The sequence below is a fragment of the Sphingomonas naphthae genome (assembly GCF_028607085.1).
GTDB lineage: Bacteria > Pseudomonadota > Alphaproteobacteria > Sphingomonadales > Sphingomonadaceae > Sphingomonas_Q > Sphingomonas_Q naphthae.
Genome location: NZ_CP117411.1, coordinates 3,829,754 through 3,844,034, shown reverse-complemented (window position 1 = coordinate 3,844,034; position 14,281 = coordinate 3,829,754). Strand labels below are relative to the sequence as shown.

The window sequence follows — 14,281 nt, the reverse complement described above, 5'->3', positions numbered from 1 at the left end:
CGGCGGCGGTCCCCCTCCCCTTGCCGGGGAGGATCGGCCCCATCCCGATCGATTCGCCCGCGTTTCTATTGCGACCTTCGCGTCGCATGGCCTTGCAAATTCACGTCATTCATGTTTGCGTAACCGCATGGCGCGCCGCAACACAGCCCAGCTCATTCGATCGGCCTTCTGGCCGGCGCTGGCGATTCTCGTCGTCGCGCAATTCGCGGGCTATGCGCTGCTCGGCCAGAACGGGCTGATGTCGCTCGGCACCTACAAGACGCAGATCGCCGAGCGGCAGGCGCGGCTGACGGTATTGCAGGCGCAGCGCGCCGAACTCCAGCGCCATGCCGAGCTGCTCAATCCGCGCCGGGTCGATCCCGATTATGCCGACGAACTGGTGCGCCGCTCGACCGGACAGGTCCGCCCCGACGAGGTCATCATCCCGCGCGGCTGATCCCCGCGCGATCCCACCCGTAAGTTTTTTGCACGACGGATTGCGCGAACTGCAATCGTCGAGCGTTGCGGTCCCTTCCGTTGCCCGCGTATAGGTTGCGGCATCAGGACGAGGAGAGGTCCGCTTGGCCCGTACATCGACGTCGCGTAGCAAGTCCGCCACCCCCAAGGCCGAGAAGCCGGCAGAGGCGGTCCCCGCAACCCCCAACCGCGAGCGCCCGGCCGAGCCGACGCGCTACGAGGGCTCGAAGGACGAGCTGCTCGAATTCTACCGCCAGATGCTGCTCATCCGCCGCTTCGAGGAAAAGGCGGGCCAGCTTTACGGCCTCGGCCTGATCGGCGGTTTCTGCCACCTCTACATCGGCCAGGAGGCCGTCGCCGTCGGGCTCCAGTCCGCGCTGGAGGTCGGCAAGGATTCGGTCATCACCGGCTATCGCGACCATGGTCACATGCTGGCCTATGGCATCGACCCCAAGGTCATCATGGCAGAGCTGACCGGCCGCGCCGCCGGCATCTCCAAGGGCAAGGGTGGATCGATGCACATGTTCAGCGTCGAGCATGGCTTCTACGGCGGCCACGGCATCGTCGGCGCACAGGTGTCGCTGGGCGCTGGCCTGGCCTTCAAGCACAAATATGCCGGCGACGGCGGCGTGTGCCTGGCCTATTTCGGCGACGGCGCGGCCAACCAGGGGCAGGTCTACGAAGCCTTCAACATGGCCGAGCTGTGGAAGCTGCCCTGCATCTTCGTGATCGAGAACAACCAATACGCCATGGGCACGAGCGTCAACCGCGCCTCGGCCGAGGACCAGCTGTATCGCCGGGGCGAGAGCTTCCGCATCCCCGGCCTCCAGGTCGACGGCATGGACGTGCTGGCGGTGCGCGGCGCGGCCGAGACCGCGATCGAATGGGTGCGCGGCGGCAAGGGGCCGATCCTGCTCGAACTCAAGACCTACCGCTATCGCGGCCACTCCATGTCCGATCCGGCGAAATATCGCTCGCGCGACGAGGTGCAGGCGGTGCGCGACAAGTCCGATCCGATCGACCATCTCGCCAAGGAACTGGGCGCACTGGGCGTGGGTGAGGACGAGCTGAAGGCGCTCGACAAGGACATCCGCAAGATCGTGGCGGACGCGGCGGCCTTCGCCGAGGAATCCCCCGAACCCGAACTCTCCGAACTGACCACCGACGTGCTGGTGGGGAGCTACTGATGGCGATCGAACTCAAGATGCCCGCCCTTTCCCCCACGATGGAGGAGGGCACCCTGTCCAAATGGCTGGTCAAGGAGGGCGATTCGGTGAAGTCCGGCGACATCCTCGCCGAGATCGAGACCGACAAGGCCACGATGGAATTCGAGGCCGTGGACGAGGGCACGATCAGCAAGATCGTCGTTCCCGAGGGCACCGATAACGTCAAGGTCGGCGCGGTGATCGCGATGATCGCCGGCGACGACGAGGAGGCCGAGGCCCCCGCCGAGAAGCCGGAACCGAAGGCCGAGGAAGCGCCGAAGGAAGAGGCCAAGGCCGACGAGTCGAAGGCCGACGCCAAGGTCGCCACGCCGGAGGGCGGCGAGGCGCCCAAGCAGATGGAGACCGGCGCGCGCGATCTGGTCGCCTCGACCGAAAAGACCGACGACAGCCCCGAAGTGCCTGAAGGCACCGAGATGGTGAAGACCACCGTGCGCGAGGCGCTGCGCGACGCCATGGCCGAGGAAATGCGGTCGGACGAGCGCGTGTTCGTGATGGGCGAGGAAGTCGCGCAATATCAGGGCGCCTACAAGGTGACCCAGGGCCTGCTCGACGAATTCGGCGACAAGCGCGTGATCGACACGCCGATCACCGAATATGGTTTTGCCGGCATCGGCACCGGCGCCGCGATGGGCGGTCTGCGCCCGATCGTCGAGTTCATGACGTTCAACTTCGCCATGCAGGCGATCGACCACATCATCAATTCGGCCGCCAAGACCAATTACATGTCGGGCGGACAGATGCGCTGCCCGATGGTGTTCCGTGGCCCGAACGGCGCGGCCGCCCGCGTCGGTGCGCAGCACAGCCAGAATTACGCGCCCTGGTATGCCAGCGTCCCCGGCCTGATCGTCATCGCGCCTTGCTCGGCGGCCGATGCGAAGGGGCTGCTGAAGGCGGCGATCCGCAGCGAGGATCCGGTCGTGTTCCTCGAGAACGAACTGCTCTACGGCCAGAGCTTCGACGTGCCCAAGCTCGACGATTATGTCCTGCCGATCGGCAAGGCGCGGATCGCGCGGGCCGGCAGCGACGTGACGCTGGTAAGCTATTCGATCGGCGTGGGCGTGGCGCTCGACGCCGCGAACCAGCTGGCGAGCGAGGGGATCGAGGCCGAGGTGATCGATCTGCGCACCCTGCGCCCGCTCGATACCGAGACGGTGCTGAAGAGCCTCGCCAAGACCAACCGCATCGTCGTTGTCGAGGAAGGCTGGCCGACCTGCTCGATCGCGTCCGAGATCATGGCGGTGGCGATGGAACAGGGCTTCGACGACCTCGACGCCCCCGTCCTGCGCGTCACCAACAAGGACGTGCCGATGCCCTACGCCGCCAACCTCGAGAAGCTCGCGCTGCTCAAGGCGAGCGACGTGGTCTCGGCGGCGAAGAAGGTCTGTTACAAGGATTGAGGCCGGGCGCCAGCCTCGCTTTCTTCCGTCGCCCCAGCGTAGGCTGGGGTCCATGTCTCTCGATCCCGGACGGCATCGCCCGTGGAAATGGAGATGGACCCCAGCCTGCGCTGGGGTGACGATCATTTGATATGACCGACATCGCCGATCCCGAACGCGCCCTCGTCCTGGCCTACGCCCCCGCCGAGCGGCGCGAGGCGCTGACGGTGCTGTGGCGGCTCGACGAGCGGCTGGGCGGCATCGTCGCCGCCACGCGCGAGGCGATGATCGGCCGCATCCGCCTGGCGTGGTGGCGCGAGGCGCTGGAGGCACTCGACACCGCCGAGCCCCCCGCCGAACCGCTGCTGCGCGACATCGCCCATGACATCCTGACGCTCGGCATCAGCGGCACCGATCTGGCCGCGATCGAAGGCGGCTGGGCGGCGCTGATCGACGAGCCCGATATCGACACCTACGCCCGCGAACGCGGCGGCACTCTCTTCACCCTCGCCGCGCGCATCCTCGGCGGTTCGGCGGCCGATGTGGCCCGCGCCGGAGAAGGCTGGGCGCTGGCCGACCTCGCCCACCGCTCCACCGAGCCCGCGCTGTGCGCCGCCGCCCGATCCGCCGCGCAGGCCCGGCTGGCCGATCCACCGCGCCTGCCGCCCCGCCTGCGCGCCCTCGGTGCGCTCACCACGCTGGCCCGGCGCGACGCGCGGGCGGAGAGCCGACAGCAAGGCGCGCCCGGCCGGGTCGCGCGCATCCTCTGGTACCGGTTGACGGGCCGCTAGGTCCGATCGGATAGTGCGCCCCGGCAAAGGGGGGGGACGATCATGTGGCGCTATCTGGTCGGGGCCGTGGGGGCGCTGCTGCTGGTGACGGCGGGCGCCTTGTGGTGGAAGAGCCGCGCCGTCGCCGACACGCCGATCGGCCGCGCGCCCTCGCTGCTGGCCGGCGCACCCGTTGCCGACGCCGACGATCCCCTCCCCCCGCCCGCCAGCGAAAAGACGCGCGAGGAGCGCCGCTTTGCCCGCAACGACAAGGACAAGGACGGAAAGATCGCGCGCGAGGAATATCTGGCGCCGCGCCGCAAGGCGTTCGCCCGGCTGGATGCGAACGGGGATGGGCGGCTGAGCTTCGAGGAATGGGCGGTGAAGTCGCTCACCAAATTCGACGGTGCCGATGCGGACAGATCGGGCGCGCTGACGCCGGCGGAGTTCGCCGCCACGCGGGTGGCGCGCAAGGCGGCCGCGAAATGCGCCTGTCCGCCGGCCAAGGGCGAGGAGGAGTAAATTCCTCCCTTGTAAGGTGAGTTTCGGGTCGATCATGCCCCCGGCATGATCTTGGATTGCCGGGGGCATGATCGACCTGAAACTGGACCGCCGCCGCAGGCGGTGGTGGAGGGGTGACGCGCTCTCCAATAGCGCGATACCCCTCCGTCATGTCTGCGACATGCCACCTCCCCTTGCAGGGGAGGATTTGGAATTAGCCGCGCAACACCGCGCCGGCCTTGCCCGCCGCCGCGACGATCTTTTCCGCGACCGCCTTCAGCTCGGCATCGGTGAAGCTCTTCTCCGCCGGTTGCAGGGTCACGCCGATCGCGACCGATTTCTGGCCCTCGGGCACGCCCGTGCCGACGAACACGTCGAACAGGGCCACGTCGGTGATCGCCGCCTTGTCCGCGCCGCGCACCGCGCGCAGCAGATCCTCGGCCGGCTTGTCGGCGGGGATGAGGAAGGCGAAGTCGCGGGTCACCGCCTGCAACGCCGGGGGCGCGTAGGCGCTGCGCATCCGGCCGGTGTCGCGTTTGGCGGGGATCGCGTCGAGGAAGATTTCCGCCGCGATCACCGGCCCGTCTAGATCGAGCGCCTTGAGGGTCGTCGGGTGCAGTTCGCCGAATTCGGCCAGCACCACCTTCGGCCCGAGCCGGAGCGAGCCCGACCGGCCGGGGTGGTAGACGTTGGACACCGCCGGCATCACCATCAGCCGATCGGCGGGCGCGCCCGCGACCGCGAGCAGCGCCAGCGCCTCGGCCTTGGCGTCATAGGCGTCGAAGCCCGCTGCCTTGCCGCCGCGCCAGTCGCGCGGGCTGCGCTCGCCGGCCAGCAGCAGGCCGAGGGTGGGCCGCTCAGCATCGGCCAGATAGCGGCGGCCGAGTTCGAACAGGCGCACGCTGGCGGCACCGCGATCGAGATTGCGGCGCGCGGCGGCGGCGAGGCCCGACAGCAAGGTCGGGCGCATCACCTTCAGGTCTTCGCTGATCGGATTGGCGAGCGTCCACGCGCCGCCGCCGAAGATGGCGGCGTCGCCCTCGGCGATGAAGCTCCACGTGACCGCTTCGTTCAGGCCGCGCGCGGCGGCGGCGCGGCGGACGGCGCGCTCGATCTTCTGCGCAGGCGTGGCGGTCGGCCGTGCGACGCCGTCCATGCGCGGCAGCGGGGTGGAGGGGACGTGATCGAGCCCGACGATACGGATGACCTCCTCGACCAGATCGGCGGGGCCGTCCACGTCGCGGCGCCACGTCGGCGGCAGTACGTTCCACGCACCATCCAGCGCGAAGCCGAGGCTGGCGAGGATCTGGCGCTGGCGATCGGCGGGCACGGCGAGGCCGGCGAGCTTCTCGGTCAGCGCCGGATCGTAGCGCATCGTCTGGCGCTGGAGCGGGGGCTCGCCCGCCTCGATCGCCTCGGAGGGCGCGCCGCCACAGATCGCCTTGACCAGCTGGGTCGCGATGGCGAGCCCGTCGGCGAGGAAAGCGGGATCGACGCCGCGCTCGAACCGCTGGCGCGCATCGGAGGTGAGGCCGAGCGCCTGCCCCGTCCGCGCGATCGTCTCGGGCGTGAAGTAAGCGCATTCGATCAGCACATCGGTCGTCGTCTCGGAGACGCCCGATCCTTCGCCGCCCATGATGCCGCCGATATCGTGGACATGCGCGTCGTCGGCGATGACCGTCATCGCCGGGGTGAGCGCATAGCTCTTGCCGTTGAGCGCGACGAGGCTCTCGCCGTCGCGCGCCTTGCGGGCCACCAGGCGCCCGGTGAGCTTCGCCACGTCATAGACATGGAGCGGCCGGCCGAGATCGAGCATCACATAATTGGTGATGTCGACCAGCGCCGAGATCGGCCGCTGGCCGACCGCGATCAGCCGCTTGGCCATCCAGTCGGGCGAGGCGCCGTTGGCGACGCCCTTCACCACCCGGCCGAAGAAGGCGGGGCAGCCCTCGGAATCCTCGGTCGCGATCTCGACGGGGCATGGGAATTCGGGCTTGATCGTCGGCACGATCAGCGGCTTCAATGTGCCGAGGCCGGCGGCGGCGAGGTCGCGGGCGATGCCGCGCACGCCCATGCAATCCTGCCGGTTGGGGGTGATCGCCACCTCGATCATCGGATCGCCCAGCTCGGCCCAATCGGCGTAGCGCGCGCCGATCGGCGCGTCGGCGGGCAGCTCGATGATGCCCTCATGCGCGTCGGACAATTCCAGTTCGCGCATCGAACACATCATGCCGCGGCTCTCGACACCGCGGATCGCCGCCACCTTCAGCGTCACGTCGAGTCCCGGCACATAGGTGCCCGGCGCGCCGAACACGCCGACCAAGCCCGCGCGCGCGTTGGGCGCGCCGCACACGACCTGCACGGCATCGCCGTCACCCACCGCGACGGTCAGCACCTGCAACTTGTCCGCCTGCGGATGGCGCTCGGCTGTCAGGACGCGGGCGATGACGAAGGGGGCGAGGCGCGCGGCGGGATCGTCGACCCCTTCCACTTCGAGGCCGACGCGGGTGAGCGCATCGACGATCTCGTCGAGCGAGGCGCTGGTCTCGAGATGCTCGCGCAGCCAGCCGAGGGTGAACTTCATGCGCCGATCCCCCCCGAAAGCGTGGGCACGTCGAGTGCCGCGAAACCATGATGCTTCAGCCAGCGCAGATCGCCGTCGAAGAAGGGCCTGAGATCATCCATGCCATACTTCAGCATCGCGAGCCGATCGACTCCGGTGCCGAAGGCGAAACCCTGCCATTCGGCCGGATCGAGCCCGGCGGCCGCGATCACCTTGGGGTGGACCATGCCGGAACCCAGTACCTCCATCCAGCCCTCCGATCCGCCGATCACGCGGCGGCCGTTCTCGATCGAGTAACCGACATCCACCTCGGCGGACGGCTCGGTGAAGGGGAAATAGCTGGGGCGCAGGCGCAGGACGATATCGTCGCGCTCGAAGAAGGCCTTGAGGAAGGTCTCCAGCGTCCATTTGAGGTGGCCCATGGTGATGCCGCGATCGATCACCAGACCCTCGATCTGGTGGAACATCGGCGTATGGGTCGCGTCGCTGTCCGATCGATAGACCCGGCCGGGCGCGATCACGCGGATCGGCGGGGCCTGCGTGGTCATCGTGCGGATCTGCACCGGGGAGGTGTGGGTGCGGAGCAGCATCTTGCGCCCCTCGCCATCGACCCGGTCGAAGTAGAAAGTGTCGTGCATCGCGCGCGCCGGATGGGTCTCCGGGATGTTGAGCGCGGTGAAATTGTGCCAGTCGTCCTCGATCTCGGGGCCGGTCGCCACGGCGAAGCCCAGGTCGGCGAAAATCTCGGCCAGTTCGTCCATCACCTGGCTGACCGGGTGGACCGAGCCCTGCGGCGCGGGCGCGACCGGCAGGGTCATGTCGATCGCCTCGGCGGCCAGCTTCACCTCCAGCGCGGCGGCATCCAGCACGGCCTTGCGGGCGGCGATGGCGGTGGTGACGGCCTCGCGCAGCCCGTTGATGCGCGGCCCCTCGCTCTGGCGCGCCTCGGGGCTCATGCCGCCCAGCGTCTTGAGGAGGGCGGTCACCTGCCCGCTCTTGCCCAGCGCCGAGACGCGCAGCGCCTCCAGCGCGGCGAGGTCCGGCGCGGCGTCGGCCTGCGCGGTCAGCGCGGCCTTCAGTGTGTCGAGGTCGGTCATCGGTCTCGGTTCATGATTGTCCGGGTCGCTTTAGGAGTCGGGCCCGAAAAAGCAAAGGGCGCGGCAGGTGTCCCTGTCGCGCCCCTTGGCCATCAGCTGTGGATGAAGGCTTACGCCGCCACCCGCGCCCCTTCCGGAAGCGCCGCCTTCGCCTGGGCGATGATGGCGGAAAACGCCTCGCCCTCGTGCATCGCGATGTCGGCCAGAACCTTCCGGTCGAGTTCGACGCCCGCGAGCTTCAGGCCGTGCATGAACACGCCATAGGTGAGGCCTTCGGCGCGAACCGCGGCGTTGATGCGCTGGATCCAGAGCGCGCGGAACGAGCGCTTCTTAACCTTGCGGTCGCGATAGGCATATTGCCCGGCCTTCTCCACCGCCTGGCGGGCGATGCGGATCGTATTCTTGCGGCGACCATAATAGCCCTTCGCCGCATCCAGGATGCGGTTATGCTTGGCCTTGGTGGTCGTACCGCGCTTGACGCGTGCCATCTGTCAGTACCCCTTAGTTCAGACCGTACGGTGCCCAGAGCTTCACGCGGGGCGTATCCGCCTCGGAAAGCACGCTGGTGCCGCGGTTGGTGCGGATGTACTTCGAGTTGTGGCTGATGAGGCGGTGGCGCTTGCCGGCCACGCCATGCTTCACCTTGCCGGTGGCCGTGAGCTTGAAGCGCTTCTTCACGCCGCTCTTGGTCTTGAGTTTGGGCATTTTCGTCTCCTGAATATGCGACGTTCGAAGACGGCCACGGCAGCCCATACCGGCCGGGCAGTCCATCAAATCGCTGGAAGACGGCGCCCCTACGCGAAAGGCGCCCCCTTTGCAACTCGACGAATCGGAACCGTGGCGCGGCGAAGCGGTTGAGTCGCCTCATGGCAGACGGAACCCCCAGCGCGACCCTCCGGTCATCCCCCGACGCGCCGCCGGAAGCGCCGAGACGCACGCGCGATCCCGCCTCGACGGCGTTAGCCTCGACGATCGCGCTGGTCGCGACGGTCATCGGCCTGATCTTTCTGGCCTGGCTGATCCTCTACGTCACCAAGGGCCGCTTCCTGAAGCATCCGTTCGAGCGGATCGCCAGCCAGTATAGCGAGCGCAAGGTAAGCGTGGCGGGCGACTTCCAATTCTATTTCGATTTCATCGACGCCAAATTCCTCGCCGAAGGGATGCGCGTCTCCAACCCCGATTGGGCCAAGAGCCCAGACCTGTTCACCGCCAAGCTGATCGATACGCGGATCGAGACCATCCCGCTCATCTTCGGCAGGCGCCGGGTGGAGTGGCTCAATCTGGTCGATGGCGACGTCGATCTGGAATGGGACGCGACCGGCAAGCGCAACACCTGGACCTTCGCGGGCGACGAGCCCTTCCAGATGCCGCTCATCAGCCGCGCCGTCGTGGACGGTACAGTGATTCATTACCGCCAGCCGGCGATGCAGCTCTTCGCCGACGTGAAGTTCGACACGATCAAGGCGAAGGACAGCCGCTTCGCGACCCGCATCGGCTTCGACGGCAGCGGATCGTTCCGGGGCAACAGCCTGAAATTGTGGGGCAGCCAATCGACCCCCAACGAGTTGCTCGCGGGCGGCCGCAACCAGTTCGATTTCCACGCCGCCGTCGCCCGATCGCGGATCGACGTGGCCGGCACCCTGCCCGGCGCCACGATCATCGAGGGCGCCGATCTGCGGGTCGGCGTGCGCGGGCAGAATATCCGCAACCTGTTCGATCTGGCCGGCATCGCCGTGCCGGACACGCGCTCCTACCGCCTGACCTCGCATTTCACCAAGGATGGCGGGGCGTACAAGTTCACGCGGATAGCGGGCGTCTACGGCAACAGCGATCTCGGTGGCAGCATGACCGTCACCTTCCCGGACAATCGCCTGCTGCTGGAGGCGGACCTCGCCTCCAAGGTGGTCGATATGGTCGATATCGGGCCATTTATCGGCTACAATCCGAACGCGCTCGCCACGCAGGGCGCGGTCGCGGCGGTCAAGCAGACCGGCGGCAGCCCGCGCATCCTGCCCGACGCGCCACTGCGCATCGAGGCGATCAAGGCGTTCGACGCCAAGATCAACTACAAGGTCGCCGACGTGCGGCAGAAGTTCGTTCCGATCTCGAACATCGTGCTGGGCTTCGGCCTCGATCACAGCCTGATGACGTTGAAGCCACTCAACTTCGATGTCGCGGGCGGCCATCTCGATTCGGATATCTCGATCGACGCGCGCCAGCCGGCGGTGGTGACCGATTACGACATCCGCCTCTCGCCGACACCGCTCGGCACGCTCCTTTCGCGCTTCGGCGTGGCCTCGTCGGGCACCAACGGCACGATCAAGGCGCGCGTCCAGATGAAGGGCACCGGCGACACGGTGCGCGAATCGCTCGCCACCTCGAACGGGCGCATCGCCGTCGTCCTGCCGCGCGGCACCTTCTGGACGAGCTACACCCAGCTCTCCGAATTCGACATCGGCGTGTTCGTGCAGAAGATGTTCCAGAAGAAGCTCAAGGAGCCGGTGCAGGTGAATTGCGGCCTGATCGCCTTCACCGTGCGCGACGGCGTGGCGGCGGCCGACCCGATCCTGATCGATACGACCAAGAATGTCATGACGGCCAAGGGTGGCTTCAGCTTCAAGGATGAATCGCTCGACATGGGTTTCCGCGCCGACGGCAAGAAGTTCAGCCTGTTCTCCGGCCAGTCGCCGGTGGGCATCAACGGTTATTTCGCCGCGCCCGGCATCAACATCATCAGCCCACAGCTGCTGACCCGCGCGGGCGCCGGCATCGGCCTGGGGCTGGTCGCGAGCCCGCTGGCGGCGGTGCTGGCCTTCGTCGATACCGGCAACGCCAAGGCCGCCGCCTGTGGCCCGGTTCTGGCCGGCGCGACTGCCGCGCAGCAGCGCACGGTGAAGGGCGAAGCCCGCAAGGACACCGGCACGCGCGCGGAGAATCGCGAGCGGGCGAAATAAGGGGCAAGCGGCCAGCCAAACCGCACCGTGCTCCTGCGAAGGCAGGAGCCCAGAGTCACGAACGCCGCGCTCTGTAACCCTGGGCTCCTGGCTTCGCAGGAGCACGGCCGAAAAAAGGGGCCGTGGCATCGCGCCACGACCCCTTTTTCGTTCGCAGCCTAAGCGTTCTTAGAACGCGATGCCGACCGAGCCGACCACGCCGGCCTTCGCGGCCTGCTTGCCGTTGGGCAAAGTGAACTCGCCCTTCTTGATGTCGGTATCGACATAGCTGACGCCGAAGGTGAGCTTGTTCCAGGTGTAGTTGGCAGTCAGGCTCCAGTCGAAATAGGACTTGAGGCCGGCGGTGAGCAGGCTGCGGCCCTTGTTGTAGCCGGCGTGGCCGGTCAGGCTGATGCCGGTATCGGGGATGCTGCCCGAGACTTCGCCGTACAGGTAGAGATTGTCGTCCTTGGTGTGCGGGAAGCCGATCGCCTTCTGCTTGGGAGCGTAGGTGACGCCGCCCTTCACCGTGACCGGGCCGTAGGCATATTTCACCGAGGCGTAGGGCTCGAAGAAGTCGGTGTTCGCGGTCTTGGCGGCACCCGGATAGAAATAATAGAGGACGCCGCCGTCGACGGTGAGCGCGTCGATCGTCTTGGTGTAGCCGGCGATCAGATCGACCTCGGCATCGGAGCCCGCCGCGACATAATCGTCGATCGTGGAGGTCCAGCCCGACACGTAGAAGCCGGATTCATGGGCGAAGGTGATGCCCGCCTGCGCCGCATAATGCTTGCTGGTCTGGCTGATGCCGCGGAAGCGATAGTCGGTGACGACCGTGGCGCTGCCCGAAATGGTGAAGGGCGCGGCCGGCGCGTCCTCGGCGAAAGCGGGGGCGGCAACGGACGCCGCGAGGACGGTCGAGGCGAGAAGGAAGCTGCGCATCGTGTCTTTCCTTGAAAGTGAAACCACGTTGCTCCTGCGCCGACGGGCGCGATCCTCTCCCCGCGAACGGGTGGGTCGGCTACCGCTGGTCGGCAGCCGCATTGCAACATAATGTTGCGCTCAGCAATGATCGAGAAAGACTTTGTTACGGAATAGCGACGGCTGTTGCGGGTTCGCAACAGCTGTGCGGTGCGGGGTAAATGTCGAAACGGACGGCACGGGGACTGGTCGAATATCCCCGTTCGTGTCGAGCGCAGTCGAGACACGGCCACGGGTGATGGCGCTTGGGAAACGTCCCTCGACTTCGCTCGGGACGAACGGAACGTCGTTCGGCTAGATTGCCGCCAGCGCCCGGCCGAGATCGGCGATCAGGTCGGCGGGGTCTTCCAGGCCGATGTGGAGGCGGACGCCGAGACCCGCCCCCGCCCAGGGCCGCGCGGTGCGGATGCTTTCCGGGTCGATCGGCAGCGCCAGGCTCTCGAACCCGCCCCACGAAAAGCCGATGCCGAACAGCTCCAGCGTATCGACGAAGCGGACGCGGCCGGCATCGTCGATCGCGGGATCGAGCAGGATGGTGAACAGGCCCGACGCGCCCGCGAAATCGCGCGCGAACAGGGCATGGCCGGGGCAGTCGGGCAGAGCGGGGTGCAGCACCTTCGCCACCTGCGGCTGATCCGCCAGCCAGCGCGCCACGATCAGGCCATTCTCGCCATGCGCCTTCAATCGCACACCCAGCGTGCGCAGGCCGCGCGCCGCGAGATAGGCGTCGTCGGGGGCGACCGAATGGCCCAACTGCGTCGTCATCCGCCGCAGCGCCGGCATCCGCGCTGCCGTCGCCGTGACCGACCCCAGCATCACATCCGAATGGCCGACGATATATTTGGTCGCGGCCAATATGGTGAGATCGACGCCATGGCCGATCGCCGGGAACAGCAAGGGCGTGGCCCAGGTGTTGTCGAGCAATGTGACGACGCCCGCCGCGCGCGCCGCCGCGCACAGGCCGGGCACGTCCTGCACCTCGAAGGTGAGGCTGCCGGGGCTTTCGAGGAACAGCGCGCAGGTCCGGTCGCCGAACAGCGCCGCCACGTCGGCCGCGCCGAGCGACGGATCGTAATAGCGCGTCGTCACGCCGATCGATTTCAGCAAACCGTCACAGATGAAGCGGGTCGGCGCATAGGTGCTGTCGACCATCAGCAGTTCGTCACCGGGTTTCAGCACCGACAGCAGCGCGGTCGAGATCGCCGCCACGCCGGAAGGATAGAGCAATGTCGCCTCGGCGCCGGGCTCCAGATCGGTCAGCGCCTCGGCCAGCGACCACTGCGTCGGGGTGCCGCGCCGGCCATAATAGAGGCCGCGATCGGGATGGGTCTCGGCCTCGCGCAGCGCGGCGACGCTGTCGAACAGGATGGTCGAGGCGTGGATCACCGGCGCGTTGACCACGCCATTGGTCCATTCCGGGCGCCGCCCGCCGACCACCAGCTTCGTCGCGGGGCGCAGATCGCCCGATGGCCGGCCCTTGCTCATGCGATCAGACGCCGACCGCCTTCTCGGTCGAGGGATCGGCGCCCCATTCGCGCCACGAGCCGTCGTACAGCGCCACGTCGGTCTTGCCGAAGAGGTTGGCGGCGAACAGCAGCGAGGAGGCGGTGACGCCCGAACCGCAGGTCGTGACCAGCTTCTCCTTCAGATCGATGCCGGCATCCTCGAACATCGCTTTCATCTCGTCGGGCGATTTCCAGGTTCCGTCGGCGTTGAAGAGGCGGCCGGCGGGGAGGTTCTTCGATCCGGGGATATGGCCCGCCGCCAGCTCGGGGCGGGGATCGGGCTCGGCGCCGGAAAATCGCGGGGCGGAACGGGCGTCGAGGATCTGCTCGCGGCTATATTCCACGATCTCCTTCATCTCGCCCAGCTCGCGGATCAGCTTGGGATCGCGCCAGACGGTGAAGTGGCGGTGGCGGACCTGCGGCTTGCCCTCCTCCAGCGGCCGGCCCTCGGCCTTCCACTTGGCGAGGCCGCCGTCCAGGATCGCGACTTCATGCGCGCCGAACAACGTGAGCAGCCACCAGGCGCGGGCGGAGGTGTGATAGGGGCTGTCGTCGTAGAGGACGATGCGGCTGCCGTCGCCCAAGCCCAGCGACTGCATCCGGCTGGCGAATTTCTCCTCGCTCGGCGCATAGCCATCGGGCGCGCCCAGCTCGGCCAGGTTCATGAAGACCGCGCCGGGGATGTGGCCGGCGGCATATTCGGCCGCGAAATCACGATCCGGGGCGAAGGGATCATAGCTGGCGTCGACGATCCGCAGATCGTTGGCGCCCAGTTCGTTCTCGAGCCATTCGGTCGAAACCAGCTTATCCATCGTGGGCCATCGCTCCCTGATACGGTCGGGGTCGCTCTATCGGCGGCGGGGGGGCTCTGTC

13 protein-coding genes are annotated in these 14,281 nt (G+C 67.6%); 6 read left to right on the top strand and 7 right to left on the bottom strand.

Features of this window, described 5'->3' with window-relative positions:
• Positions 1–127 precede the first annotated feature (127 nt).
• The 5 genes from PQ455_RS18525 to PQ455_RS18505 all read left to right on the top strand — a co-directional run bounded on the left by PQ455_RS18525 (position 128) and on the right by PQ455_RS18505 (position 4,350).
• Entirely contained in the window at positions 128–436 is a 309-nt protein-coding gene (locus tag PQ455_RS18525) for an FtsB family cell division protein (protein WP_273687913.1), read from the top strand.
• Positions 437–560: 124 nt separating this feature from the next.
• The gene (gene pdhA, locus PQ455_RS18520; protein WP_273687911.1) at positions 561–1,643 is read left to right on the top strand and encodes a pyruvate dehydrogenase (acetyl-transferring) E1 component subunit alpha; all 1,083 of its coding nucleotides are present in this window, start codon (positions 561–563) and stop codon (positions 1,641–1,643) included.
• Positions 1,643–3,079, top strand: coding sequence for a pyruvate dehydrogenase complex E1 component subunit beta (locus tag PQ455_RS18515; RefSeq protein WP_273687909.1), 1,437 nt, complete (start codon positions 1,643–1,645; stop codon positions 3,077–3,079). The genes pdhA and PQ455_RS18515 overlap by 1 nt, the downstream gene beginning before the upstream one ends.
• A gap of 131 nt (positions 3,080–3,210) precedes the next feature.
• Complete coding sequence (locus PQ455_RS18510) at positions 3,211–3,849, top strand: squalene/phytoene synthase family protein (RefSeq protein ID WP_273687906.1); 639 nt, start codon at positions 3,211–3,213, stop codon at positions 3,847–3,849.
• A gap of 42 nt (positions 3,850–3,891) precedes the next feature.
• The gene (locus tag PQ455_RS18505) at positions 3,892–4,350 is read left to right on the top strand and encodes an EF-hand domain-containing protein (protein ID WP_273687903.1); all 459 of its coding nucleotides are present in this window, start codon (positions 3,892–3,894) and stop codon (positions 4,348–4,350) included.
• Between the two features lie 193 nt (positions 4,351–4,543).
• On the opposite strand, the gene pheT is transcribed toward PQ455_RS18505, so the two are convergent.
• The 4 genes from pheT to rpmI all read right to left on the bottom strand — a co-directional run bounded on the left by pheT (position 4,544) and on the right by rpmI (position 8,694).
• Positions 4,544–6,913 (bottom strand): phenylalanine--tRNA ligase subunit beta, encoded by a 2,370-nt coding sequence (gene pheT / locus PQ455_RS18500; RefSeq protein ID WP_273687901.1) that lies wholly within the window; start codon positions 6,911–6,913, stop codon positions 4,544–4,546.
• Positions 6,910–7,989: a phenylalanine--tRNA ligase subunit alpha gene (pheS, locus tag PQ455_RS18495; protein WP_273687899.1), complete on the bottom strand. Its 1,080-nt coding sequence runs from the start codon at positions 7,987–7,989 to the stop codon at positions 6,910–6,912. Before pheS ends, pheT begins: the two co-directional genes overlap by 4 nt.
• A gap of 110 nt (positions 7,990–8,099) precedes the next feature.
• The gene (gene rplT, locus PQ455_RS18490; protein WP_273687897.1) at positions 8,100–8,477 is read right to left on the bottom strand and encodes a 50S ribosomal protein L20; all 378 of its coding nucleotides are present in this window, start codon (positions 8,475–8,477) and stop codon (positions 8,100–8,102) included.
• Positions 8,478–8,490: 13 nt separating this feature from the next.
• Positions 8,491–8,694, bottom strand: a complete 204-nt coding sequence (rpmI, locus tag PQ455_RS18485; RefSeq protein WP_273687894.1) for a 50S ribosomal protein L35 — start codon at positions 8,692–8,694, stop codon at positions 8,491–8,493.
• 161 nt (positions 8,695–8,855) lie between these two features.
• Between rpmI and PQ455_RS18480 the strand changes: the two genes are divergently transcribed.
• On the top strand, positions 8,856–10,943 hold the full coding sequence (locus tag PQ455_RS18480) for an AsmA family protein (protein WP_273687891.1): 2,088 nt from the start codon (positions 8,856–8,858) through the stop codon (positions 10,941–10,943).
• A 168-nt stretch (positions 10,944–11,111) separates the two neighbouring features.
• On the opposite strand, the gene PQ455_RS18475 is transcribed toward PQ455_RS18480, so the two are convergent.
• The 3 genes from PQ455_RS18475 to PQ455_RS18465 form a co-directional block, all read right to left on the bottom strand.
• The gene (locus PQ455_RS18475; RefSeq protein ID WP_273687889.1) at positions 11,112–11,864 is read right to left on the bottom strand and encodes a TorF family putative porin; all 753 of its coding nucleotides are present in this window, start codon (positions 11,862–11,864) and stop codon (positions 11,112–11,114) included.
• Positions 11,865–12,197: 333 nt separating this feature from the next.
• Positions 12,198–13,388: a cystathionine beta-lyase gene (gene metC / locus PQ455_RS18470; RefSeq protein ID WP_273687887.1), complete on the bottom strand. Its 1,191-nt coding sequence runs from the start codon at positions 13,386–13,388 to the stop codon at positions 12,198–12,200.
• Between the two features lie 4 nt (positions 13,389–13,392).
• Positions 13,393–14,220, bottom strand: a complete 828-nt coding sequence (locus PQ455_RS18465) for a sulfurtransferase (protein WP_273687884.1) — start codon at positions 14,218–14,220, stop codon at positions 13,393–13,395.
• Positions 14,221–14,281: the final 61 nt, after the last annotated feature.